The sequence below is a fragment of the Enterobacter cloacae complex sp. ECL352 genome, from assembly GCF_020149545.1.
GTDB lineage: Bacteria > Pseudomonadota > Gammaproteobacteria > Enterobacterales > Enterobacteriaceae > Enterobacter > Enterobacter asburiae_B.
On record NZ_CP083709.1, the window covers coordinates 3,475,448 to 3,498,619 of the forward strand.

A 23,172-nucleotide genomic window follows, 5' to 3' on the forward strand; every position below is an offset into this window, starting at 1 on the left:
CAACGACGTGGCGCTCACTTTTCAGGGTGGTATAACTGTTAGCAGGCTTAGCGAAAAGGGGAGTTAACCATGTCTGACAATCCAGTGATTGCGCTGATTGGGCCTGGCGCAATTGGTACCACCATCGCCGCGGTGCTGCATGACGTTGGCCGCACGCCGCTGCTGTGCGGACGCACCGCGCACCCGGAATTACGCCTGCGCCACGACGAGGGTGAAACCGTGGTACCCGGTCCGGTATTAACCGATCCGGCCGTCATCAGGCAGCCAGTGGCTCTGGTTTTCATCGCAGTGAAAACTACCCAGAACGCCGACAGCGCCGGGTGGCTGCGCGCGCTGTGCGATGAAAACACCGTGGTCTGCGCCCTGCAAAACGGCGTGGAGCAAAAAGCCCAGCTTGAGCCGTGGGTTAACGGCGCGACGGTGCTGCCGTCGGTGGTCTGGTTCCCGGCCCAGCGCGAGCCGGATGCCTCCGTCTGGCTGCGCGCCAAACCGCGCCTGACGCTGCCGGACGTGCCGCAGGCGCAGCGGGTGGTGGAGGCGCTTCGCGGTACGCGCTGCGCGGTTGAACTCTCGACAGATTTCGCCTCCGTCGCCTGGCGCAAGCTGCTGCAAAACGCGGTCGCCGGGCTGATGGTGCTTTCTAACCGCCGCGCCGGGATGTTCAGGCGCGAGGATATCAGCGAGCTTGCGCTGTCCTACCTGCGCGAGGGGCTTACCGTCGCCCGCGCCGAAGGGGCGAAGCTGGACGATGACGTGGCGCAGGAGATCCTGGCAAACTTTCAGCGTGCGCCTGAAGACCTGGGCACCTCGATCCTGGCCGACCGTCAGGCCAATCGCCCGATGGAGTGGGATATCCGCAACGGCGTGATCCAGCGCTACGGCCGCAAGCACGGGATTGCGGTGCCCATCAGCGACGTGGTGGTGCCGCTGCTGGCGGCGGGGAGCGAGGGGCCGGGCTAACGGCCGCTGTTTTTCCGTTCGGCAAAGTAGTTGGCGGGCGTGCTGCCCATCGCTTTTCGGAACATGGTGATAAACGCATTCACCGATTCATACCCGAGCGTTGCCGCCACGTTCTGGACGGGCACGCCGCTGGCCAGCTCCCGCAGGGCAATAATCAAATGCAGCTGCTGCCGCCAGCGCCCGAAGCTCAGCCCGGTTTCGCGCTGCATCAGGCGGGCAAACGATCGCTCGCTGAGGGCGAGCCGTTTCGCCCAGTCCTTCAGGGTGCTTCTGTCCTCAGGACGGCTGACCAGCGCGTCCGCCATGGCGCGAATTTTCGGATCGGTTGAGACCGGCAGGCTTAGCTTCTGCTGCGGCATGCTGGCGAGCTCGTCAAGCGTGACCCGGGTCAATCTGGCGACGTGGCCGTCGGGGGGATAATCCACGCCCTCGCGCGTCAGACGATCGACCAGCTCCTTAATCAGCGGCGAGATCGCCAGGGTGCAGCATCTCTCCGGCAGCGCCGCCGCGCCGGGCTCAATAAACAGATAGTTAAGATGCGCGTTCCAGGTCGCTTTGGCGCTGTGCGGGATCCCGCCGGGGATCCAGACGGCGCAGTCCGGCGGCACGATCCAGATGTCATTTTCCGCGTAACAGCTGACCGCACCGTATCGGGCAATAATCAGCTGGCCCTTGCGGTGGGTATGCACCGGCACTTCCGCGGCGTAGTCCACGAAGTCCAGATGACGCGCCACCGCCGGGCTGGCGGTAGAGTCGGGGTCATACAGCGTAGTAGCAGGTTGAGGCTTCACGATTCTGGCAACATTTAGGTATTTTTTGACAGAATAGAGTATTTAAGCGGATCTGCAAGCCGGTAATAATCCCGGGATGAAAAACATTTTCTCTCATCCCGTGCGTCTCCCCGCCGCGCTGCGAAACGATGCGGGCGCGCTGATCTACTCTGCGAAGAGCTTTGCCGCGGCGATGCTGGCTTATTACCTCGCGCTGTCGATCGGTCTTGAGCGTCCCTCGTGGGCCATTATTACGGTTTACATCGTGTCGCAGACGTCGGTCGGCGCATCGCTGAGCAGAAGCCTCTACCGGCTGGCCGGCACCGTGGCGGGTGCCAGCGCGACCGTTGTGATTGTACCTGCCTTCGCAAATACGCCAGTCCTGTGCAGCGTGGTGCTGACGGGCTGGATCGTATTCTGCCTGTGGCTCTCCCTGCTGGAACGCACGCCCCGGGCTTACGCGTTTGTGCTGGCGGGCTACACCGCGAGCCTGATTGGTTTTCCCGCGGTGTCCGATCCCGGCGGCATCTTTAACGTCGCCATTGTCCGCGTGCAGGAGATCTCGATTGGGATTTTCTGCGCGGCGCTGATCCACCGCTACGTGCTGCCCGCGCGCGTATCGGGCCAGTTCAACGCTAAATTATCCCAGACGCTACAGGCCGCGCGCGGGCGGGTGGCGGACACCCTATCAGGCAAACCCGACGCGGCTTCCGGCCCCCTGCATCTGGCTCTGGCGCTGCAGTTCCTGCAGGGCATCAGCCACCATATTCCGTATGACTTTGCCCTTTCAGCCCCGGTGCGGCAGGCCAGAAAAGCGATCCACGACCGGCTGGCGCGGCTGGTTATCGTCAACTGTGAACTACACGATCGCCTGCCAGCGAGCGGAACCCTGCCCGCCGACGTGCAGGCGTTGATGGGCGACGTTCAGGCCTGGCTTGCCGCTGAAGGCACTGATGCCGGCAGTACGGCAGAGTCGCTGCGGCTCCGCTGTGCGCTTCTCATCGATCGGTATGCCGCGCAGGCGCAGACGTTTGACGACGCGCTGCAGGTCAGTTTTATCCGCTACCTCTCGGAGGCGATCGCGCTTCTGCAGCAGTGCGAACGTCTTTCCGGGGCCATCCACCGTGCAAAACCCGTGTTTGGGAAGGTGCAAACCCGCGCGGCGAAAGGCTACGTTTTCCATCGCGATCCTCTTACTGCCGCCCGCACGGCGCTGGGGGCTTTCGGCATCATCCTGAGCGGCTGTCTGGTCTGGATCTTCTCGGCGTGGCCGGATGGCGGTACGGCGGTTTCGATACTCGGCGTCTGCTGCACGCTGTTTGGCAGCTTCGACACCCCGGCGCCGCATATCGTGAAATACATCATTGGCTCATTCTGGGGCGTGGTCATTAGCCTGTTCTACAGCTTTGCGCTGCTGCCGCAGGTAAGCGATTTCCCGGTACTGGTGGCGGTGCTTGCCCCGGCGTATCTGCTGGCCGGGTCGCTTCAGGCGCGCCCGCCCACCACGTTTATGGCGATGGGCATCACCCTGACGCTGCCCATTCTGTGCGAGCTGGGGGCGCACTACAGCGGAGACTTCGCCGTTGCGGCCAACACCGCCATCGCGCTCTTTGCCGCGACCGGTTTTGCCGTCGTCAGCATGAGCCTGCTTCAAACCGTGCAGGCGGACGGCGCCATCGCGCGTCTGCTGAACCTCTGCCAGCGCGACATTCGCCGCAGCGTGAAGGGCACGCTGCGGGTTGATGAAACGCACTGGATCAACCTGATGATGGACCGAACCGCCCTGTTGCTGCCGCGTTTACAGCGCAGCGCGCGCGCGCCGGAGCAGGCGCTCGATCGGCTGCTGCACGCGCTGCGTCTGGGGCTGGCGGTCATGCATTTACGCCGCAGTGACGCACCGCCCGGCAGGGAGGTTGACGCGCTTTTTCATCGGTTAAACGCCGCGGACCGCAACGCCTTGCGCGAACGCATTGCCGCTATTATCGAGCGCCAACTGCCTGCGGCAGATGAACACGCGCGGCAATTGGTCTTCAGGCTGGTGGATCTGCACTGTGCATTACGGGGGCCAGACAATGGTTAACGATCTCAATATCGGCGGGGTTTTTATTCCGGGGCTGCTGATGGTCGCCCTCGCGGCGCTGGTCTGCACGCTGGGCCTCGTCGCGCTTTTCTCGCTCAGCAGGCTCTACCGGCGCTTGCCGTTTCGCCCGCTGATGGATGTTTCAACCTGGATTGTCACTTTTTTCCTGCTGATGCAGGGTCTGACCGCGTTGGGGTTATTGTCATGAAATCACTGCTCTCTTTACTGGCTCGCTATGCGCTGACCTTAAGCGCGGCCGCGGCGGCCATGCTTCTGGCGTTTATGATGTGGAAACACTACGCGCAAACGCCGTGGACCCGCGACGGCCGCGTGCGGGCGGACGTGGTGCATATTGCGCCGGACGTCTCCGGGCCGGTCATCAGCGTGGCCGTGCGGGACAATCAGTGGGTGAACCGGGGCGATGTGCTTTACACCATCGATCCGCGCTGGCTTAAGCTGGCGGTGGGCAGCGCGCAGGCGGACGTCGAGTCGAAACGCCATGAGATGCTGATGCGCCAGGACGCGGCCCACCGACGCAAGCTGATTAAAAACGCCATCTCGAGCGAGGATTTACAGCAAACCGGCAGCGCGGCGAACGTCGCGGCGGCCAATTATCACGGCGCGCTGGCCGCGCTGGATCTGGCAGAGCTGAATCTGGCGCACGCCACCGTGCGCGCGCCGGTCTCGGGGTACGTCACGCACCTGCGGCTTCGCCCCGGAGACTACGCGACGGCGGGGGAGACAAAGGTCGCCATCGTTGATGCCCATAGCTTCTGGGTGGTGGGGTACTTTGAGGAGACTAAGCTGCGCCATATTCGCGTCGGGGATGCCGCGCAGGTGGTGCTGATGGGCTACGAGCCGGTCATCACGGGCCACGTGGAGAGCATCGGGCATGGGATCGGGGACAGCAACGATGAGGCGGGCGGGCTGGGTCTGCCCGACGTCGAGCCCACCTTTAGCTGGGTGCGCCTGGCGCAGCGCGTGCCGGTGCGCATTCATATCGACAGGTTACCGGAGGGCGTTGAGCTGGTGGCAGGGCTGTCGGCGAGCGTGGCGGTGCGGCGGTAGATAAGGATTGAAGCGACTATTCCTTGTCTACAAACTTGTTGGCTTCAGAAGAGTAATGCTGATAAACGCATGCGAGCTTATGCCCGTCAGGATCGCGCAGATAGGCAACATAAAAGTCGGGGCCGTACGCGCTTCGCGTACCAGGCTCGCCTTCATCCGTTCCTCCCGCAAGGAGGCCAGCTGCATGGAACCGTCTGACAAGATCCGCATTATCTGCACTGAATGCGAACATTGTCCCGTTTCCTGCCGTCGCGGGCTGCTGGTCAAAAGGAGGACAAAGACAGAAGCTGAACCCCTCGCCGGGATTATTTTCATCTCCCCACATTGCCCAGCCTTCAGTCCATGCCGGCAGACGTGAATAGCCCAGAACGTTAAAAACTGCGTCATAAAAATTCACGGAGCGCTGAAAGTGGTTTGTACCTATTGTGATATAAGCCAGCATCTTATGACTCCCGTCCTTCAATATTCGATTTAACAGCCTTCAGCGTCCTTTTACGGATCCAGCCGCTTCCCGCCCGTATTATCAGCCAGTAAGCCGACATTTTTAGTCGAGTGCGTCTGTCCGGACAATAGATGAATGTTTCCGTAGAGAGCTCATGTTTGCCGGGCGCCAGCTCCGTTACCTTGTAGCGCAGCAACAGTTTCGCGCTGCCCGGCTCGGCTGGGGTCTGAAAAACACTGGCATCCGGCACGTTTTCCAGACCGAAATCGGTACGCCAGAATTGCCCTCTTAAGCCATAGCAGAGCTCAGATGCAGAGTTCTTCAAAAGGGTAAAACTGTGCAAACCAAAGTTGCCGATCGAGTCAGGCTGCTGGTTGCGCAGAAATTTTTGCGGTATTTGACGCAATGACATTAACCGCCGAATCACGGCATCTTGCCGGACGTCAAAGCTGGCAATCATTGGCAGAATATTTTCAGGGCGGCTAGTGTGAATGACCGTCAGGTGTTTTTCATGAAACTGGAACTGGGGGAGAAAAGCGGGAACATCTTTCCACTGAGCAAGCGCTTTGCGGGTAACGAATCCAGGGTTTAGCATCTCTCTTCCTTGTCATCCCTTGCGTCCTGCCAGAGTAACAGATGGTGTGTCGCAGGCAATTACCAGGAAAAGAGAGGGCAACAGGGAAGTAAATGTAACGAGCCGGTTGGGTTAACCACGTTCGCTTCTTTGCGAATGGAGGAGCTCAGTGATTTCTTTGCGCTTTCTTGTTGCCCATTCAGGTTTGATAGAGAGGGAAGGTGCGAATAAGCAGGTCATTTCTTCCCAAGCTGACTCGCTGATTAAAATTTCGCGGATCTGGGCCGATTTTTTTCCCGCAAACACATCGAATCAGCCTATTTAGGCTATTTTTTCCACCATTTCTGGCGTTATTTCCGGTTTTTACTGAGATCTCTCCCACTGACGTATCATTTGGTCCACCCGAAACAGGTTGGCCAGGGTGAATAACATCGCCAGTTGGTTATCGTTTTTCAGCAGCCCCTTGTATCTGGCTTTCACGAAGCCGAACTGCCGCTTGATGATGCGAAACGGGTGCTCCACCCTGGCACGGATGCTGGCTTTCATGTATTCGATGTTGATGGCCGTTTTGTTCTTGCGCGGATGCTGCTTCAAGGTTTTTACCCTGCCGGGACGCTCGGCGATCAGCCAGTCCACATCCACCTCGGCCAGCTCCTCGCGCTGTGGCGCTCCCTGGTAGCCGGCATCGGCTGAGACAAATTGCTCCTCTCCATGAAGCAGATTACCCAGCTGATTGAGGTCATGCTCGTTGGCCGCGGTGGTGACCAGGCTGTGGGTCAGGCCACTCTTGGCATCGACACCAATGTGGGCCTTCATGCCAAAGTGCCACTGATTGCCTTTCTTGGTCTGATGCATCTCCGGATCGCGTTGCTGCTCTTTGTTCCTGGTCGAGCTGGGTGCCTCAATGATGGTGGCATCCACCAAAGTGCCTTGGGTCATCATGACGCCTGCTTCGGCCAGCCAGCGATTGATGGTCTTGAACAATTGACGGGCCAGTTGATGCTGCTCGAGCAGGTGGCGGAAATTCATGATGGTGGTGCGATCCGGCAGGGCGCTATCCAGGGATAATCGGGCAAACAGGCGCATGGAGGCGATTTCGTACAGGGCATCTTCCATGGCACCGTCGCTCAGGTTGTACCAATGCTGCATGCAGTGAATACGCAGCATGGTCTCCAGCGGATAGGGCCGTCGGCCATTGCCCGCCTTGGGATAAAACGGCTCGATGACAGCGGTCATATTCTGCCATGGCAGAATCTGCTCCATGCGGGAGAGGAAAATCTCTTTTCGGGTCTGACGGCGCTTAGTGCTGAATTCACTATCGGCGAAGGTGAGTTGATGGCTCATGATGTCCCTCTGGGATGCGCTCCGGATGAATATGATGATCTCATATCAGGAACTTGTTCGCACCTTCCTTAGCGTAAGGTCGAAATCCTGCTTCTAACCAGCAGGATTCCGGCCACCTATCACCCACCTCAATGTGCCGAAATATAAGGCTCCTTTACAAATTCCGCCAGCAACCAGACCATATCATGCAGCAGCCCGGTGAGTTCTTTCGCCACGCTCGCAGGCAACGTTCCGCCCATAACCGCCAGCGTTAACGCTACGGCATAATCCACCTGCAGCGTCGTCTCCTGCCAGCAGTCCGGTACACACGAGGTTATCTTTTCACCCGCAATCAACTGTTCAACCAGGTACGGCGGAAGTTCCGAGTCACAGCACTCCCGCAGTCGCTTAAGCGCAACCAGCAATCTCTTACAGAGCGTGGCAAACGTCACCGCGTCGTCAGTTTCCACCAGCACGCTGACATACGCAGTGCAGGCATCGACCAGTTCGAAGAGATCCGCAGAATCGGAAATTGAAGTGTTGATGAGGTGATGAACTGCGCTTTCCTCAGAAAGCGCGTAAGAAAATCCAGGGGTAGTCGCCATTTAGCATCCTCTTTGTCCAAAAAAATGTCATGTTATGCTAACGGGTTCCTACGCCCGGTTACGGATGTGCCGCAACGCAGGCACTTTACGGCGGCGAAAAAGGGAAGGAAAGGGATCACCCTGAATTACATAAGGTTTCTTGAAAGTTTGCGAGGCGGCTTCCAGAAGGGCATTGCCGGGTGGCGTCTGCGCCTTACCCGGCCTACAAAAACCAAAACCCCTCTATTGCCGTCACCCCTCGCTCATCATCATCAAAAACCGCTTCACCGTCCGCGAGCGTTCAAAGCGTCGCCAGCAGAGCGCGATATCGGTGTAGAGCTCCGGCGAGCTCAGCGCGTGATAGGTGACATTCGGCGGTGAAATGGCCGCCATGGATTTCGGCACCAGCGCGAACCCGCCGCCTGCGGAAACCATGCTCAGGGAGGAGGAAAGCTGCGACGACTGCAGCGCGTGCTGCACGTCAATTCCGGCCCGCTCGCAGCAGCCGTGAACCCGTTCGTACAGCCCCGGCGCGACCTCCTGCGGAAACAGCACCACCGGCGTATCCCGAAGCTGCTCTAACGCCAGCGAATCGCACGCCGCCAGCGGATGATCGCGATGCAGCGCCACCACCATCGGCTCCCGGTCGAGGATTTTTAACTCGAACGCCTTGCTGCTCTCGCACGGCAGGCGCACGAAGGCGATATCCAGTTCACCCTCCGCCAGCATTGTCGTCAGCGACGACATATTGGCTTCCACCTGGTGAACCTGCACCGCCATGTTCTGCACCTGAAACTGGCGGATCAGCGCGAAAATTTTGGGATGAAAAGCGTCTGAGCTGGTGATGCCAATCGACAGGTTGCCGTTCAGCCCGCGCGCGATGCCGCGGGCTTTTTCCAGCGCGGCATCGCTCAGCGCCGGAATTTTGCAGGCGTCCTCGTAGAAGGCTTCTCCCGCCTCGGTCAGCTCCACGCCCCGCGTCAGGCGTCTGAACAGCGGCGTGCCCACTTCCTCTTCGAGCCGTTTGATCTGCTGACTCAGAGGAGGCTGGGAAATACCCAGCGCTTCGGCCGCCCTGGTGAAGTGTCGCTCGCGTGCAACCGCGACAAAATACCGCAGATAACGAAGTTCCATATCTAAAACGTCTCAAACCAGCATGGTTTCTATATTGGAACTCTCTGCTGAATCGGGTCAACATTTATTTAACCTTTCTAAATAAAGTTGAAGAGGACGAGCACGATGATGCATTCATCTGCCTGCGACTGTGAGGCCAGCCTGTGCGAGACCCTGCGGGGGTTCTCCGCTCAGCATCCTGACAGCGTGATCTATCAGACATCGCTAATGAGCGCCCTGCTAAGCGGCGTGTACGAAGGAGAGACCACCATCGCCGATTTGCTGGCACACGGTGATTTTGGTCTGGGCACCTTCAACGAGCTGGACGGTGAAATGATTGCCTTCAGCAGCCAGGTGTACCAGCTGCGCGCCGACGGCAGCGCCCGGGCCGCGAAGCCGGAGCAGAAAACGCCGTTCGCGGTGATGACCTGGTTCCAGCCGCAGTACCGCAAAACCTTCGATGCACCGGTCAGCCGTCAGCAGATCCACGACGTCATCGACCAGCAGATCCCCTCCGACAACCTGTTCTGCGCGCTGCGCATTGACGGCAACTTCCGCCACGCCCACACCCGCACGGTACCGCGCCAGAAGCCGCCGTACCGCGCGATGACCGACGTGCTGGACGACCAGCCGGTGTTCCGCTTTAACCAGCGCGAAGGGGTGCTGGTCGGGTTCCGCACGCCGCAGCACATGCAGGGCATCAACGTGGCCGGCTATCACGAGCATTTCATCACCGACGACCGTCAGGGCGGGGGCCATCTGCTCGACTATCAGCTGGAGAGCGGCGTGCTCACCTTCGGTGAAATTCACAAGCTGATGATTGATCTGCCCGCCGACAGCGCGTTCTTACAGGCCAACCTTCACCCCAGCAATCTTGATGCAGCGATCCGTTCCGTCGAAAACTAACAGGAGAACTACCGTGAACAGTGAGAAACAGTCACGTCAGTGGGCGCACGGCGCCGATATGGTTGTCGGCCAGCTGGAAGCGCAGGGCGTGAAGCAGGTGTTCGGGATCCCGGGTGCGAAAATCGACAAGGTCTTTGACTCCCTGCTGGACTCCTCCATCGAGATCATCCCGGTACGCCACGAGGCCAACGCGGCGTTTATGGCGGCGGCGGTCGGGCGGCTGACCGGCAAGGCCGGGGTGGCGCTGGTCACCTCCGGGCCGGGCTGTTCTAACCTGATCACCGGCATCGCCACCGCCAACAGCGAAGGCGACCCGGTGGTGGCGTTGGGCGGGGCGGTGAAGCGGGCGGATAAAGCCAAGCTGGTGCACCAGAGTATGGACACCGTCGCCATGTTCAGCCCTGTCACTAAATACGCCGTGGAGGTCAGTTCGCCGGACGCGATTGCCGAGGTGGTATCGAACGCGTTTCGCGCCGCCGAGCACGGCAGGCCGGGGGGCGCGTTCGTCAGCCTGCCGCAGGATATCGTCGACCAGCCCGCCACGGGGGCAATTTTACCCGCCAGCGGCCCGGCGCTGATGGGCCCGGCACCGGAGTCAGCGATTAACGACGTGGCGAAGCTTATCGAAAACGCCAAAAATCCGGTCATTTTACTCGGCCTGATGGCCAGCCAGCCCGCGAACAGCGCCGCGCTGCGCAAGCTGCTGGAGAAAAGCCGCATTCCGGTGACCAGCACCTATCAGGCCGCCGGGGCGGTAAACCAGGAACACTTCACCCGCTTCGCCGGACGCGTCGGCCTGTTCAATAACCAGGCGGGCGACCGGCTGCTGCATCTGGCGGACCTGATTATCTGCATCGGCTACAGCCCGGTGGAGTACGAGCCGTCCATGTGGAACAGCGGTGACGCGACGCTGGTGCATATCGACGTGCTGCCCGCCTATGAAGAGCGTAACTACGTCCCGGATCTGGAGCTGGTGGGGGACATCGCCGAAACGCTGAACCTGCTTGCTAACCGCATCGATCGTAAGCTCGAGCTGAGCCAGCGTGCCTCCGAAATTCTGGTCGATCGCCAGCATCAGCGCGATCTCCTCGACCGCCGCGGCGCCTCGCTCAACCAGTTTGCCCTGCACCCGCTGCGCATCGTTCGCGCCATGCAGGACATCGTGAATAACGACGTGACGCTCACCGTCGACATGGGCAGCTTCCACATCTGGATCGCCCGCTACCTCTACAGCTTCCGGGCGCGTCAGGTGATGATCTCCAACGGTCAGCAGACCATGGGCGTTGCCCTGCCGTGGGCGATTGGCGCGTGGCTGGTGAACCCGGGCCGCAAGGTGGTTTCAGTCTCCGGCGACGGCGGCTTCCTGCAGTCGAGCATGGAGCTGGAAACCGCGGTGCGCCTCAACGCCAACGTGCTGCATATCATCTGGGTGGATAACGCCTACAACATGGTGGCGATTCAGGAAGAAAAAAAATACCAGCGCCTTTCCGGCGTCGAGTTCGGCCCGGTCGATTTCAAAGCGTATGCCGACGCCTTCGGCGCGAAAGGCTTTGCCGTGGAGAGCGCCGAGGCGCTTGAGCCGACGCTGCGTGCGGCGATGGATGTGGATGGCCCGGCCGTGGTGGCCATTCCCGTCGACTACAGCGATAACCCGCTGCTGATGGGCCAGCTCCATCTCAGCCAGATTTTGTGACTCAATATAAGGACAGAGAAATGCAAAAAGTTGCTCTCGTAACAGGCTCAGGCCAGGGGATTGGTAAAGCGATCGCGCTTCGCCTGGTGAAAGATGGCTTTGCCGTCGCCATCGCCGACTATAACGTTGAGACGGCAAGAGCCGTCGCCGATGAAATTATCCGTAACGGCGGTAACGCCGTCGCCGTGAAGGTCGATGTCTCTGACCGCGAACAGGTATTTGCGGCGGTGGAGAAAGCGCGCACCGCGCTGGGCGGCTTTAACGTTATCGTGAATAACGCCGGGATTGCGCCGTCTACCCCTATCGAATCCATCACGCCGGACATTGTCGACAAGGTCTACAACATCAACGTGAAAGGGGTGATCTGGGGGATCCAGGCCGCGATTGACGCCTTCCGCAAAGAGGGACACGGCGGCAAGATCATCAACGCCTGCTCCCAGGCGGGCCACACCGGCAACCCGGAACTGGCGGTCTACAGTTCCAGCAAGTTCGCGGTGCGCGGCTTAACCCAGACCGCCGCACGGGATCTCGCGCCGCTGGGGATCACCGTTAACGCCTACTGCCCGGGCATCGTCAAAACGCCGATGTGGGCGGAGATCGACCGTCAGGTCTCCGAGGCGGCGGGTAAACCGCTCGGCTACGGGACCGAAACCTTTGCCAAACGCATTACGCTTGGCCGCCTGTCCGAGCCGGAAGATGTCGCCGCCTGCGTCTCATACCTGGCAGGCCCGGATTCCGACTACATGACCGGTCAGTCGCTCTTAATCGATGGAGGGATGGTGTTCAACTAAATACTAATATACCCGTCATACTTCAAGTTGCCTGTGCGTTGGCTTTCCTCGCTCACCCCAGTCACGTACTGATGTACGCTCCCGGGGATTCGCTGCGTCGCCGCCTTCATGCAACTCGAATTATTTAGGGTAAAAGCTCTGACATGAGTTTTCCCCTGCACCCGTGCAGGGGCTTTTTTTTGTCTCCTCCGTCATTGTGCATTACACTGCGCGCTGCAAAACTTTAGTCATTACGATCTGACAGGCGGTAACAGCGATGAACGGTACAATCACAACGTGGTTTAAAGATAAAGGCTTTGGATTTATCAAAGATGAAAACGGCGACAACCGCTATTTTCATGTGATTAAGGTCGCGAACCCCGATCTGATTAAGAAAGATGCCGCGGTGACCTTTGAGCCAACCACCAACAACAAAGGCCTTTCCGCCTACGCGGTGAAGGTGATCCCCGAAAGCAAACATCTCTTTATTGCGGGCGAGCGCGTGAAGCTCTCCTCGATCAAATCCTTCGTGGTGTTTAACGAAGAAGAGCCGGCTGATACCAAAATCGACAAAGAGAACGCGGTGCTGTCGGTTGGGCTGCTGATGAACAGCATCAAGCCTAAATCCGAGAAAAAGCCGGGCGAAATGCGCACGGTGAAGAAGCTGGCGATCACCACCTTCCAGAACACGACGCTGATCTTCACCGAAGATGAGATCGACATCGACGCCACGGTGAAGCTGCTGAAGTGATTTTTTTTGCCGGGTGGCGGCTATGCCTTACCCGGCCTACGAAAAACCATCAACGCGGCACGAAACGTAGGCCCGGTAAGCGCAGCGCCACCGGGCACCGCCGCGCGCATTTACCCCATCCTGTGCTCGCCCCGTAACATCGCCTCACGGTCAAACACCCTCTGGATCTCCCCGTGCGCCATAAACGCCGCCCGGTCGGACATATGGGCAATCACGTCCGCGTCGTGGCTCACCAGCAGATAGGTCATGCCGTGCTCTGCCTTCAGGCGGTTGAGCAGGTTCAGAATTTCCGCCTGCACGGACATATCCAGCGCCGAAGTCGGCTCGTCCAGCAGCAGAAGCTGCGGGCGCAGCAGCAGCGCGCGGGCAATGGCCACGCGCTGACGCTGGCCGCCGGAAAGCTGGTGCGGATAACGTTTACCCGCGTCGGCGGAAAGCCCCACCTGCTGCAGCGCATCCGCTACCTTTTCGGCAATCTGCGTTTCGCCGTGGATGTTTAACGGCTCCGACAGGGTGCGCGCAACGGTGTGGTTCGGGTGCAGCGACGCCCACGGATCCTGAAACACCATCTGCACGTTGCGGCGAAGCTCGCCTTCAAAACGCCGTCCTGGCCGTAGCGCGTCTCCCAGGATCGAAATACGGCCGTTCCACTCGCGCTGCAATCCCGCCAGCACGCGCAGAATAGTCGATTTCCCGCAGCCGGATTCGCCGATCAGGCTGAAGGTTTCACCTTTCTCGATGCCAAAGCTGGCGGCGGACACCGCCGTTTTCTCTCCGAATCTCACCTGGAGATCCTTAACCTCAACGAGCGCCATTATCGGCCTCCTTCCACGGCTGCGTGCGGTCCAGCGTCGGCAGCATCTGGCCGAACGTTTGCGCATTGGGTCGGCAGGTCCACAGGGTTCGGGTGTACGGATGCGTCGCCTGCGGAAGTCGGCTTGCCGCCATCTCATCGACCTTCTCGCCCTGATACATCACCAGCACGCGGTCACAGTGCTCCGCCACCAGCGGCAGATCGTGGCTGATTAACAGCATCGCCATCTGGCGTTCTTCGCTCTGCTGCACCAGCAGTTCGAGGATCTGGTTGCGCAGGCGGGCGTCCAGCGCGGAGGTGGGTTCGTCGGCAATCAGCACCTGCGGGTTGTTGATCAGCGCAATCGCGATCATCACCCGCTGGCCCATGCCCCCGGAGAGTTCGCCGGGATAGCGCTGGAGAACATGTTCGTTGAGCCCGACGGCGCGGATAATGTCGTGAATGCGCGCCAGACGTTCGGCGCGGGGCAGGCGCTGGTGAAGGGTCAGCGCTTCATCAAGCTGAGCGGCGACGTTTTTCGCCGGATTCAGCGCGTAGCGCGGGTCCTGCAGGACCATCGCAATCCCGTTGCCGCGCAGCGCCTGCCAGCGGCGGTTATTCATGCTCAGTAGGTCGTTGCCGAGCACGTTAAGCCGGTTCGCGCTCACGATGCCGGGCTTACGCACCAGCCCCATCAGGGCGCGGGCGGACATTGATTTGCCCGAGCCGGATTCCCCCACCAGCGCCAGCCGCTCGTTGCCCAGCGTGAAGCTGAGGTTGTTGACCACGCGCGCGGCGGGGTAGTCGATATTCAGCGCATCGACGATGACGCGTTGTTCAGTCATGCTGTGGCTCCAGTACGTCGCGCAGGCCGTCGCCCAGCAGGTTAAAGGCCAGGCTGGCAAACAGAATGGCCCCGCCCGGAATGGCGGCAATCCACCACTGGTCGAAAATCACCTGCATGCCGTCGGCGATCATCGCGCCCCATTCGGCCATCGGCGGACGCGCGCCAAGGCCGAGGAAGCCCAGACCGGCGGCCGCCAGAATAATCCCCGCCAGATCCAGCGCCAGCCGCACAATCGCGGACGGCAGGCACAGGGGCAGAATATGGCCGACCAGCAGGCGCGGGCCGCGAATGCCCATCATCTCGGCGGCGGCCAGATAATCGCTGTGGCGCAGACGCTGAATTTCACTCCGCGCCTGACGCGCGTAGGCCGGCCAGGTGGTTAAGGCCAGCGCCAGCGCGCCGTTGACCAGCCCGGGGCCAAGCATCGCCACAAACGCGAAGGCGAGGATCAGGCGCGGCATCGACATTACCACGTCGGTAAAACGCATCAGGATGCGCTCCAGCCAGCCGCCGTAGTAGCCGGACAAAATCCCCACCAGCAGCCCGGTGGGCAGGGTGATTACGGTGACTAACGCCACCAGCCCGAGCGCCGGACGGGTGCCGTAAATCAGGCGTGAAAGCAGGTCGCGCCCGTAGCTGTCGGTGCCCAGCCAGTGCTGGCTGTTCGGTGCCTGCAGGCGTGCGGCGGCGTCCTGCCAGTTCGGGTCAAGCGGCGCGAGCCACGGCGCGAACAGGGCGATAACCACCAGCAGCGCGATGGCAGCCAGCCCGCAAAACGCGGCGGGGGAGCGGCGCAGGCGGCGTAAGAAAAGATAAAACGGCATCAGCGCACCCTGGGATCGGTCGCCCGCACAAGCAGGTCGGTAAGGTTATTGATCAGCACAAAGCAGACGCCAATCAGCAGCGTGCCGCCCATGACGGCGGTGGTGTCTCCGGCGAACAGGGCGGTGGTGAGGTAGCGCCCGATCCCCGGCCAGGAGAAGACGGTTTCAGTCAGTACCGCGCCTTCCAGCATGCTGGTGTAGGCGAGGGCGATCACCGTCAGCAGGGTGCCGCGAATGTTCGGCAGCACGTGGCGCAGCAGGATGGTCATCTCCCCGGCGCCCTTGGCGCGGGCAAGCAGGATGTACTCTTTGTTCATTTCGCTCAGGCAGGCGGAACGCGTCAGGCGCGTGATGCTCGCCAGCGAATAATAGGCCAGCAGCAGCACCGGCAGCACCAGGTGGCTGAGGGCGTTGCGGAACGCCTCGCGATCGCCGGAAAGCCAGGTATCCACCAGCGCAAAGCCGGTACGCGGCTCGACGGTGAACTGCCAGATATCATCCAGCCTGCCGGGACCCGCGCTCCACTGCAGCTTCGCGTAGAACAGGGCCAGCATCAGCAGGCCGAGCCAGAAAATCGGTACCGAGTTGCCGAGCAGGGTGAGCGTTCTGATGGCGAGATCGAGCGGCGAACCGGCGTAGCGGGCGCACAGCACCCCGGCAATCACGCCGAGCACGGCGCCGATGATTAACGCCAGCGTGGCCAGCTCCAGCGTGGCGGGGAACGCGTGCAGCAGATCCTGCAGCACCGGCTGCCCGGTGGCGCTGGCGGTGCCTAAATCCCCGTGGGCAAGGTTTTGCAGGTAGTGCCAGAACTGCACGGGCAGAGGCCGATCCAGCCCAAGCTGGTGGCGAACCTGATCGTAGGTTGACTGGCTGGCGTGATCGCCGACGATCTGCAGCACGCGATCGACCGGTGAAAACGCCGAGAGCGCAAACGTGACGAGCAGCAGCCCGAAGAGCGTGAGCAGCAGGGTCAGCAGACCCTGAAGCACGCGGGTGGAAAGATGTGGCATGGGAAATCTCTTCATGCCGGGTGGCGGCTTCGCCTTACCCGGCCTACAAAAACTGAAAATATGCACGGACGATCCCCTCTCCCTGTGGGAGAGGGCGGGGTGAGGGGAAACAGGCGGCTCTGTTGCGCGATGTTGCCCTCACCCCTCACCCCAACCCTCTCCCACGGGAGAGGGAGAAGGGCTACTTCGTGACGCGATCGTACCAGACCATATCCGCGTTCAGCCCCTGCTGATACCCCTTCACGTTATCGCGCACCACGATCTGGGTTTTACCCTGATCGACGAACACGTACGGCGAATTCTGCTGCAGCTGTTCCTGCATCTTTTTGTAGAGATCAAGACGCTTCGCCGGATCCGGCTCGGCTACCGCCGCCAGCGTGGCTTTATTCAGCTCCGGGATTTTCCAGCCGTTCAGCCCGGCCACGGTGCTGGATTTACCGTCGTTCCACGCGAAGGCGCTGGCGTTAGAGTGCGCGTCGAAGTAGTCCGGGATCCACAGACGAATCGCCGCCTGATGCTGCTTTGCGCGCACGCGGGCATAGACCTGGCTCCCGGCGGCAGGCAGCAGATCGACCTTCACGCCACCTTGGGCAAAGCTCGCCTGCATCGACTGGGCGATGGTGATAAACGGCGGCTTGTTCTCCACGTCCAGCGTGAAGTGCGCGTCTTTAATGCCCGCTTTGGCGAGAATGGCTTTCGCTTTTGCCGGGTCAAATTTAAACGGGTTGTCTTCCAGCGCGCCCGGCAGGCCGACCGGCAGGAAGCTCTGATGAACAAAGTACTGGCCTTTCAGCAGATTTTTGGTGATGCCTTCATAATCGACCAGCCAGCGCGAGGCTTCCCAGAACGCCGGGTTGTTCAGCAGCGGGTTGGCGCTGTTGCCGGTGTTAAACACCAGGTAATTTTGCTCGGCGGACGGAATGCTCAGTACCTTCACGCCCGGCTTGCCGTCCAGGGCGCTTATCTGATCTGCTCCGAGATCGCGCGCCACGTCCGCATCACCCTGCTGGATCAGCAGGCGGCGTGAAGCCGGATCGGGGACGTTTTTAATGATGATGCTTTTGAGCTTCGGCGCGCCGCCGGGCGCTGATTCGTTAGCTTCCAGCACGATAGCCTGATGCGGCTGATAGACGCGCATTTTGAACGCGCCGCTGCCCGCCGAGTGCATTTTCAGCCAGGCGTTACCGAAGTCATTATCCTTCACGTTCGCCGCGACCTGCTTTTCATCAACGATGGAGGCAATCGGCGTGGAGAGAATATTCAGCGCCACCGACGGGCTAACGTCCGCCGTCCAGTGAAGCTGGAGGGTATGGTCGTCCACCTTTTTCAGTTGGCTGGCGATGTTGCTCGCGTCCCAGCCCAGCACGTTGAGGATAAAGGCCGGGGATTTGTTCAGCGTCACGGCGCGGGTGTAAGAGAAAATCACGTCTTCCGGGCGCAGCGGGTTACCGGAGGCGAATTTGGCATCGGGCTTAAGCTTAATCGTCAGGGTTTTTGCTGCCGCGTCCGCTTCCCAGCTTTCTGCCAGAATCGGGGTGATTTTTTCCGGGTTATCGCGGTCCGGCTGTACCAGACGCTGATACAGGCTCGGCACGGTCTGGATGCTGGAAAGCTCGTTGGCTTCGGCCGGGTCGAGGCTCACGATGTCATCCAGCCCCTGGGCAACAACCAGCGTGTTGGGCGGAGTAGCGGCGTGGACAGCGCCTGAGAGCGCAGCCAGCACCAGTAACGGCAACAGTTTTTTCGTCATAGCGATCCCTGAGAAGAATATATTGTGATTGTTTTATGCTCCGCTACGTTAGGGCGACTCTGACATTACGCAAAGTCGAAATTCAGCTTTGCTTATGCCTTTCGGGAATATCGCATGCGTTCGGGCTATTAAAATACGCTGCTTTTCGCCCGCTTTTTAACCTGCTATAACAAACTCCTTACCTTTCAGGGAGTCACCGCCGTGCCCGAAATCAATCAACATGGTCAAACCGTTAACGATATCGTTCCCGACTGGAGAGGCGCGCGCGTATTAACCCGCACGCCGCTGTTCGGCCAGTATTGCCGCCTGGAGCCGCTGGATGCCGATCGCCACGCGGCCGATCTCTACGAGGCCTATGCGCTGGGCGACGACAGCGACTGGACGTGGCTTGCCAGCACGCAGCCAGCGAGCGTGGAAGCCACCGTGCACTGGATCGTGGGTAAGGTGATGGACGATGAGCTGGTGCCGTTTGCCGTCATTGATTTACGCACCGAACGCGCGGTGGGGCTGGTGAGCTATATGGCTAACGAGCGGCTGCTGGGGTCGGTGGAGATCGGGCACGTGACCTGGTCGCGCAGGATGAAAGGAACCCGGATGGGTACCGAAACGGTGTGGCTGCTGCTGAAAAATGCGTTTGAGCACGGCTACCGGCGCGTCGAGTGGAAGTGCGATTCCATGAACGTTGCGTCACGCAATGCGGCGGAGCGGCTGGGGTTTGTCTGGGAAGGGCGCCTGCGCCAGAAGCTGGTGCGCAAAGGGCGCAACCGCGACAGCGATATGCTTTCTATTATTGACGCCGAGTGGCCGCAAAGAGACGCCGAACTGCGCGCCTGGCTGGCGGCGGAGAATTTTGACGGGGAAGGGCGGCAGATTAAGCGGCTTGAGGCGTTTCGGTTATAAGTGTTTTATGTAGGGTACATCTGAAACGGGCGATCAATCTGCGGAAATGGCAATTTCGATTAAATTGGTTTTTCCTGAGTGTAGCCCCTGCGTCACCGCCGTGGCGATATCCGCGGCCTGGGTCACCCGGCAGCAGCGGATACCCATCGCGGTGCCCAGCGACTGGAAATCAATTCGCGGGTTAATCAGATCCATCCCGATAAAGCGACCCAGCTTTGTCGAACTGTAGCCCGGCTGTCCTTTCATGAAGTTTTTCAGGATGTTGTACTCCAGGTTATTCATCACGATAAAGGTGACGGGCAGATTTTCGTGCGCCGCCGTCCAGAGCGCCTGCGGCGAGTACAGGGAGGCGCCGTCGCCAACCAGACACACAACCGGCTCGCGCCCCAGCCCCAGCGAGTGACCTACTGCTGCAGGCATTCCCCAGCCCAGACCGCCGCCGCGCATAAAGTAGTAGCGCGGGTGCTGCGGGTCGGAGATAAACCGGCGAACGTGTCTGGCCGTTGCAATCGCTTCGTCGACAATCGTGGTGCCCGGTGGAACGGACTTTATCACCTCGTAGGCCGCGACCATCGGCGAAATCGCCGGGCGCAGCCGCTCGGCTGCCAGACGCTCTTCCTGCAGTTGCCACTCTTTTTCACGTTCAGCGCGTGCAGCTTTAAGCAGCCGCTGATGCGTCAATTTGCTTGCCACCCGGCGCTGCTCAAGCTTCGGCAACAGTTCCTTCAGGGAGAGGGTGATATCCCCCATCACCGAGAGGCGGGTGGCGTAGGTGCGTCCCAGCTCGTTCATATCCGCCGAGAGCTGATACACCGCGCAGGTTTCCGGAATGGCCTCGCCCTCGCTATACAAAATGGTAATCAGGCTTCTGCCGCCGATGATAAACACCGCATCGTAGGCATTAACGACGCTGGCGATTTCCTTTGCGGTGGTGGGCATATTCCCTCGCCAGAGCGCGTGCTGCGTGGGGAAGGGTAAATTCAGCGGCCAGGAGGAGCCGTAGACGTGGGCGCCGAGCGCTTCAGCAAGCTGGACAATCTCCTGCGTCGAGCCGCTGGAGTGAACTTCATCCCCCGCCACAATCATGATCCTGCCGGGGGTGACTTCGCTTAGCGCCTGCGCCAGCTCGTCCAGCGAGCCCGCCACGGTGTGGTAGTTCACTTTAGAGGCCGTTTGTATCCCGGCGTCGCTGAGCTCTTCCATCACGTTCATCGGAAGCGAAAGCAGAACCGGGCCGGCCGGAGGGTAGCTGGCGGCATGAAACGCCCGACGCACCAGCACCGGAAGCTGGTCGGCGCTGGTGACCTCCTGCGCCCATTTCACCACCGGCGACCCAATGGAGACAATGTCATCATACAGGAGCGGGTCGCGCACGTAGTGGCGGGTATCCTGTTGCCCGACGGTGACAACCAGCGGCGTTTTCATGATCCGCGAGTTAATGAGATTCCCCATGCCGTGCCCAAGACCGCTGGCGGTATGCAAATTGATAAAACCGGTCTTGCCGGAGGCTTTCGCGTAGCCGTCGGCAATGGCGACCACGCTGCTCTCCTGGAGTGCCAGAATATAGTGAATATTTTCATGGCGAAGAAGGGCATCAATGAGCGGAAGTTCGGTGGTGCCGGGGTTGCCAAAAATATATTCCACACCTTCACTCTCCAGCACTTCAAGGAGAATGTCGGCACCCGATCGCATATTTAAGTCTGACAGGGACGTTAATGATTTAATCATAATGACACCTCGTTCAGCGTTATTTAACTCATGCTAAAATTCTTCCTGCGTAGGACGGACTATTATTTCATTTACATCAACGTCGCCAGGCTGTTCGATAGCAAATAATACGGCTCTGGCAATCGACTCTGCCGGAATAGCCTGCTTATAAAATTCATGCAGGAACTGTTTGCTCGGGGCATCAGAGCTGCCAAACTGCAGCTCGCTTTCAACGGCGCCGGGGGAAATAAGGGTCGTCCGAACGGTTTTCCCCGCTTCCTGACGTAAGCCTTCACTCAGGGCGCGGACGGCGAATTTCGTGGCGCTGTACACCACGCCGCCGGGGGCAAGGACCTTGATACCCGCCACGGAGGCCACGTTAATAAAGTGTCCGCTCCCCTGACGCTGGAATACCGGGAATGCCGCTGCGATACCGTACAGCACGCCTTTGATATTGGTATCGATCATCCGGTCCCACTCGTCGGTTTTCAGCTCGCTGAGGGGGGCAATCGCCATAAAGCCCGCGTTGTTGATCAGCACGTCGACGCGCTGGTATGCGGCAACGGCAGCGTCAATCGCGCGCTGAACCTCCTCCTGTCGGGTCACGTTCGCCTTCACGGCAATCGCCTGGCCGCCTTGCTGAATAATGCGATCCACCAGGGCGTTAATTCTCTCCAGACGACGGGCAACCAGCACCAGAGAGAAAGGTTTATTTGCCAGATGAAGGGCGATGGCCTCACCAATACCGCTGCTGGCACCGGTGATAACAACAACTTTGTTTGCACTATTATTCATGATCTTATCTCACTGTTGTATGATTCAAAATAAATAAAAATAAGGGAGCGGTTTAAGAATTATGAAAAATTCTTAAATGCTCGTTTTTGATATATTCTGTATCTGGAATGAAATAATGCTCGCTTAAAACTTAATGGAGTGCGGAAGAAAATGTCAATGACGTTTTTTAATAATTAAATTAATTGCAAGCTTAATATTTAATTCTTATATGTAACAATCATATGAACAGAATAAAATTTGGTGACCCCCGCGGCCCTGCGAAAAAGGCCGGAGATTAAATCTTGCCGCTGTACAGCACGGGGCCGGTGGGTTGACCGGTGGGTGACCCACCTTCGGGCTCGAGGCTTATGGCTATCATCGCGTCAGGGGTAAGGGTGTTGTTCCCGAGGGCAACATGAGTCGGTATATCACTTTGCAGCAGCCCAAGGGATATCGGGGCCTTCCCGGCAGGAATAAGCCAAAGCTGCAGGCTGTTTTGCGCCGCGACAGCGTTCGGTCTGAGAGGGGTGATGCTCAGATACTGGCGGCGGCTGTCCGCACTGACGATCCATTGCCCGTGCTGTTGGGCATCGTTGAGCACCATCAGCGGTGCGAGTTCCGGCGTTCGGGTGGAATACCAGGTCACGACGGTAACGGCGGCGAGGCCGGCCGCGACCATCCAGCCGAGATAGGGCCGGCTTTGGCGCAAAGGCTTCTTGGGCGGCAGATCGAGGGCGATTCTCTTCCACACCGTCTCGGGTGGGTGAACGGGCGCGAGATGACTGTCGAGCGTGCTGAACATTTCCTGCCAGTACGCCACGCGGGCGGCCAGAACGGGCTCCGCGGCAAGCCTTTTCTGGAACTGAAGCCGCGCTCCTCCGCGCAGGGTGCCGAGGGCATACTCCGCAGCCAGCATGTCATCGCGTTTTTCGCTGTCATTCATAGGCCCACGCACTCCCGAAGATGATCCATCGCGCGGCGGATCCAGCTTTTTACCGAGCCCACGGGCTGCTGGAGCCAGTCGGCAATGTCGCTGTGGGACATGCCCTGATAGTAGGCGAGCGTAATGCTCTGGCGCTGTTCCTGACTCAGATGATCCAGACAATGCCTGAGTCGTGCTGCCTGCGCGTCATCGTACCAGTTGTTTTGCTCATCGTTTTCGCTAAGCAGACTCTCTTCGGAATACGACTCCTCGCGGGCGGCAGCGCGGGTTTGCCCGCTGCGCAGCCAGTCAATGCAGCGGTTGCGAACAATATGCGTAAGCCAGGTCATCGGAGAGCTCAGGGCGGCGTTATAGGTGTCGGCTTTACTCCAGACGGTGACAAAACAGTCGTGAAGGATCTCTTCTGCCCAGGCGCGATGGCGTAGCATGCGCAGCGCGACGGCAAACAGATGCGGTGAAGTGAGTCGGTAAAGCTGTTCAAATGCGCGGCGATCGCCGTTTGCGACCGCCTGCATTAATTTCAACTGCTGTTCAGCCAGCGCGTTATCCATGTTTTTCCCGGAAGGCAACGTCACACTTCCGAAGTA

The 23,172-nt window shown here is 59.7% G+C and carries 25 protein-coding genes; 9 read left to right on the forward strand and 16 right to left on the reverse strand.

From position 1 onward, the window contains the following. The first annotated feature begins 69 nt into the window (after positions 1 to 69). Complete coding sequence (locus tag LBF07_RS16845; RefSeq protein ID WP_094935789.1) at positions 70 to 960, forward strand: oxidoreductase; 891 nt, start codon at positions 70 to 72, stop codon at positions 958 to 960. Here the strand turns inward: LBF07_RS16845 and LBF07_RS16850 are convergent. Next, positions 957 to 1,751, reverse strand: coding sequence for a helix-turn-helix domain-containing protein (locus LBF07_RS16850; protein WP_094935790.1), 795 nt, complete (start codon positions 1,749 to 1,751; stop codon positions 957 to 959). The two genes, LBF07_RS16845 and LBF07_RS16850, sit on opposite strands and share 4 nt — an antisense overlap. 76 nt (positions 1,752 to 1,827) lie before the next feature. On the opposite strand from LBF07_RS16850, the gene LBF07_RS16855 reads away from it, so the two are divergent. Genes LBF07_RS16855 through LBF07_RS16865 form a run of 3 tightly spaced genes read left to right on the forward strand, consistent with a single transcriptional unit; the run spans position 1,828 to position 4,878 of the window. After that, positions 1,828 to 3,810, forward strand: coding sequence for an FUSC family protein (locus LBF07_RS16855; RefSeq protein ID WP_094935791.1), 1,983 nt, complete (start codon positions 1,828 to 1,830; stop codon positions 3,808 to 3,810). Beyond that, positions 3,803 to 4,018, forward strand: a complete 216-nt coding sequence (locus tag LBF07_RS16860) for a DUF1656 domain-containing protein (protein WP_033144858.1) — start codon at positions 3,803 to 3,805, stop codon at positions 4,016 to 4,018. Before LBF07_RS16855 ends, LBF07_RS16860 begins: the two co-directional genes overlap by 8 nt. Beyond that, positions 4,015 to 4,878: an HlyD family secretion protein gene (locus tag LBF07_RS16865; protein WP_094935792.1), complete on the forward strand. Its 864-nt coding sequence runs from the start codon at positions 4,015 to 4,017 to the stop codon at positions 4,876 to 4,878. The genes LBF07_RS16860 and LBF07_RS16865 overlap by 4 nt, the downstream gene beginning before the upstream one ends. A 16-nt stretch (positions 4,879 to 4,894) precedes the next feature. On the opposite strand, the gene LBF07_RS16870 is transcribed toward LBF07_RS16865, so the two are convergent. The 6 genes from LBF07_RS16870 to LBF07_RS16890 form a co-directional block, all read right to left on the reverse strand. Next, entirely contained in the window at positions 4,895 to 5,320 is a 426-nt protein-coding gene (locus LBF07_RS16870; RefSeq protein WP_094935793.1) for a VOC family protein, read from the reverse strand. Position 5,321: 1 nt separating this feature from the next. Further along, positions 5,322 to 5,915: a hypothetical protein gene (locus tag LBF07_RS16875; protein WP_094935794.1), complete on the reverse strand. Its 594-nt coding sequence runs from the start codon at positions 5,913 to 5,915 to the stop codon at positions 5,322 to 5,324. A 178-nt stretch (positions 5,916 to 6,093) separates the two neighbouring features. Next, positions 6,094 to 6,276 (reverse strand): hypothetical protein, encoded by a 183-nt coding sequence (locus tag LBF07_RS24760; RefSeq protein WP_342707342.1) that lies wholly within the window; start codon positions 6,274 to 6,276, stop codon positions 6,094 to 6,096. Next, positions 6,258 to 7,238 carry an IS5-like element ISKpn26 family transposase gene (locus LBF07_RS16880; RefSeq protein WP_016156491.1) on the reverse strand — a complete coding sequence of 327 codons (981 nt, stop codon included), beginning with the start codon at positions 7,236 to 7,238 and terminating at the stop codon, positions 6,258 to 6,260. The genes LBF07_RS24760 and LBF07_RS16880 overlap by 19 nt, the downstream gene beginning before the upstream one ends. A gap of 128 nt (positions 7,239 to 7,366) precedes the next feature. Continuing rightward, a complete protein-coding gene (locus LBF07_RS16885) occupies positions 7,367 to 7,822 on the reverse strand; it encodes a hypothetical protein (RefSeq protein WP_094934430.1) in 456 nt (151 codons plus the stop codon). A gap of 231 nt (positions 7,823 to 8,053) precedes the next feature. Continuing rightward, the gene (locus LBF07_RS16890; RefSeq protein ID WP_094934429.1) at positions 8,054 to 8,935 is read right to left on the reverse strand and encodes a LysR family transcriptional regulator; all 882 of its coding nucleotides are present in this window, start codon (positions 8,933 to 8,935) and stop codon (positions 8,054 to 8,056) included. Positions 8,936 to 9,040: 105 nt separating this feature from the next. On the opposite strand from LBF07_RS16890, the gene budA reads away from it, so the two are divergent. The 4 genes from budA (at position 9,041) to LBF07_RS16910 (ending at position 13,034) form a co-directional block, all read left to right on the forward strand. Next, positions 9,041 to 9,820 (forward strand): acetolactate decarboxylase, encoded by a 780-nt coding sequence (gene budA, locus LBF07_RS16895; protein WP_023310680.1) that lies wholly within the window; start codon positions 9,041 to 9,043, stop codon positions 9,818 to 9,820. 58 nt (positions 9,821 to 9,878) lie between these two features. Continuing rightward, positions 9,879 to 11,513: an acetolactate synthase AlsS gene (alsS, locus tag LBF07_RS16900; protein WP_227010834.1), complete on the forward strand. Its 1,635-nt coding sequence runs from the start codon at positions 9,879 to 9,881 to the stop codon at positions 11,511 to 11,513. Between the two features lie 20 nt (positions 11,514 to 11,533). After that, positions 11,534 to 12,304 (forward strand): (S)-acetoin forming diacetyl reductase, encoded by a 771-nt coding sequence (locus tag LBF07_RS16905; RefSeq protein ID WP_024906954.1) that lies wholly within the window; start codon positions 11,534 to 11,536, stop codon positions 12,302 to 12,304. A 256-nt stretch (positions 12,305 to 12,560) separates the two neighbouring features. Beyond that, complete coding sequence (locus tag LBF07_RS16910) at positions 12,561 to 13,034, forward strand: cold-shock protein (protein ID WP_023310683.1); 474 nt, start codon at positions 12,561 to 12,563, stop codon at positions 13,032 to 13,034. Positions 13,035 to 13,144: 110 nt separating this feature from the next. On the opposite strand, the gene LBF07_RS16915 is transcribed toward LBF07_RS16910, so the two are convergent. The 5 genes from LBF07_RS16915 to LBF07_RS16935 form a co-directional block, all read right to left on the reverse strand. Continuing rightward, entirely contained in the window at positions 13,145 to 13,849 is a 705-nt protein-coding gene (locus LBF07_RS16915) for an ABC transporter ATP-binding protein (RefSeq protein WP_094934428.1), read from the reverse strand. Beyond that, positions 13,836 to 14,672 carry an ABC transporter ATP-binding protein gene (locus LBF07_RS16920; RefSeq protein WP_094934427.1) on the reverse strand — a complete coding sequence of 279 codons (837 nt, stop codon included), beginning with the start codon at positions 14,670 to 14,672 and terminating at the stop codon, positions 13,836 to 13,838. The genes LBF07_RS16915 and LBF07_RS16920 overlap by 14 nt, the downstream gene beginning before the upstream one ends. Then, positions 14,665 to 15,498 (reverse strand): ABC transporter permease, encoded by an 834-nt coding sequence (locus tag LBF07_RS16925; RefSeq protein WP_033144874.1) that lies wholly within the window; start codon positions 15,496 to 15,498, stop codon positions 14,665 to 14,667. Before LBF07_RS16925 ends, LBF07_RS16920 begins: the two co-directional genes overlap by 8 nt. Beyond that, entirely contained in the window at positions 15,498 to 16,511 is a 1,014-nt protein-coding gene (locus LBF07_RS16930; protein ID WP_023310687.1) for an ABC transporter permease, read from the reverse strand. The genes LBF07_RS16925 and LBF07_RS16930 overlap by 1 nt, the downstream gene beginning before the upstream one ends. A 181-nt stretch (positions 16,512 to 16,692) precedes the next feature. Further along, on the reverse strand, positions 16,693 to 18,261 hold the full coding sequence (locus tag LBF07_RS16935; protein WP_048976653.1) for an ABC transporter substrate-binding protein: 1,569 nt from the start codon (positions 18,259 to 18,261) through the stop codon (positions 16,693 to 16,695). A 201-nt stretch (positions 18,262 to 18,462) separates the two neighbouring features. Between LBF07_RS16935 and LBF07_RS16940 the strand changes: the two genes are divergently transcribed. Beyond that, positions 18,463 to 19,161 carry a GNAT family N-acetyltransferase gene (locus LBF07_RS16940; RefSeq protein WP_094934426.1) on the forward strand — a complete coding sequence of 233 codons (699 nt, stop codon included), beginning with the start codon at positions 18,463 to 18,465 and terminating at the stop codon, positions 19,159 to 19,161. Positions 19,162 to 19,194: 33 nt separating this feature from the next. Here the strand turns inward: LBF07_RS16940 and LBF07_RS16945 are convergent, their stop codons facing one another. From LBF07_RS16945 to LBF07_RS16960, 4 genes are all read right to left on the reverse strand, one after another. Further along, complete coding sequence (locus LBF07_RS16945; RefSeq protein ID WP_094934425.1) at positions 19,195 to 20,889, reverse strand: thiamine pyrophosphate-binding protein; 1,695 nt, start codon at positions 20,887 to 20,889, stop codon at positions 19,195 to 19,197. Positions 20,890 to 20,922: 33 nt separating this feature from the next. Further along, complete coding sequence (locus LBF07_RS16950) at positions 20,923 to 21,663, reverse strand: SDR family oxidoreductase (protein ID WP_094934424.1); 741 nt, start codon at positions 21,661 to 21,663, stop codon at positions 20,923 to 20,925. A 274-nt stretch (positions 21,664 to 21,937) separates the two neighbouring features. Further along, the gene (locus LBF07_RS16955; protein WP_094934423.1) at positions 21,938 to 22,585 is read right to left on the reverse strand and encodes an anti-sigma factor domain-containing protein; all 648 of its coding nucleotides are present in this window, start codon (positions 22,583 to 22,585) and stop codon (positions 21,938 to 21,940) included. Further along, positions 22,582 to 23,136 (reverse strand): RNA polymerase sigma factor, encoded by a 555-nt coding sequence (locus LBF07_RS16960; RefSeq protein WP_048979585.1) that lies wholly within the window; start codon positions 23,134 to 23,136, stop codon positions 22,582 to 22,584. Before LBF07_RS16960 ends, LBF07_RS16955 begins: the two co-directional genes overlap by 4 nt. Between the last annotated feature and the right edge of the window lie 36 nt (positions 23,137 to 23,172).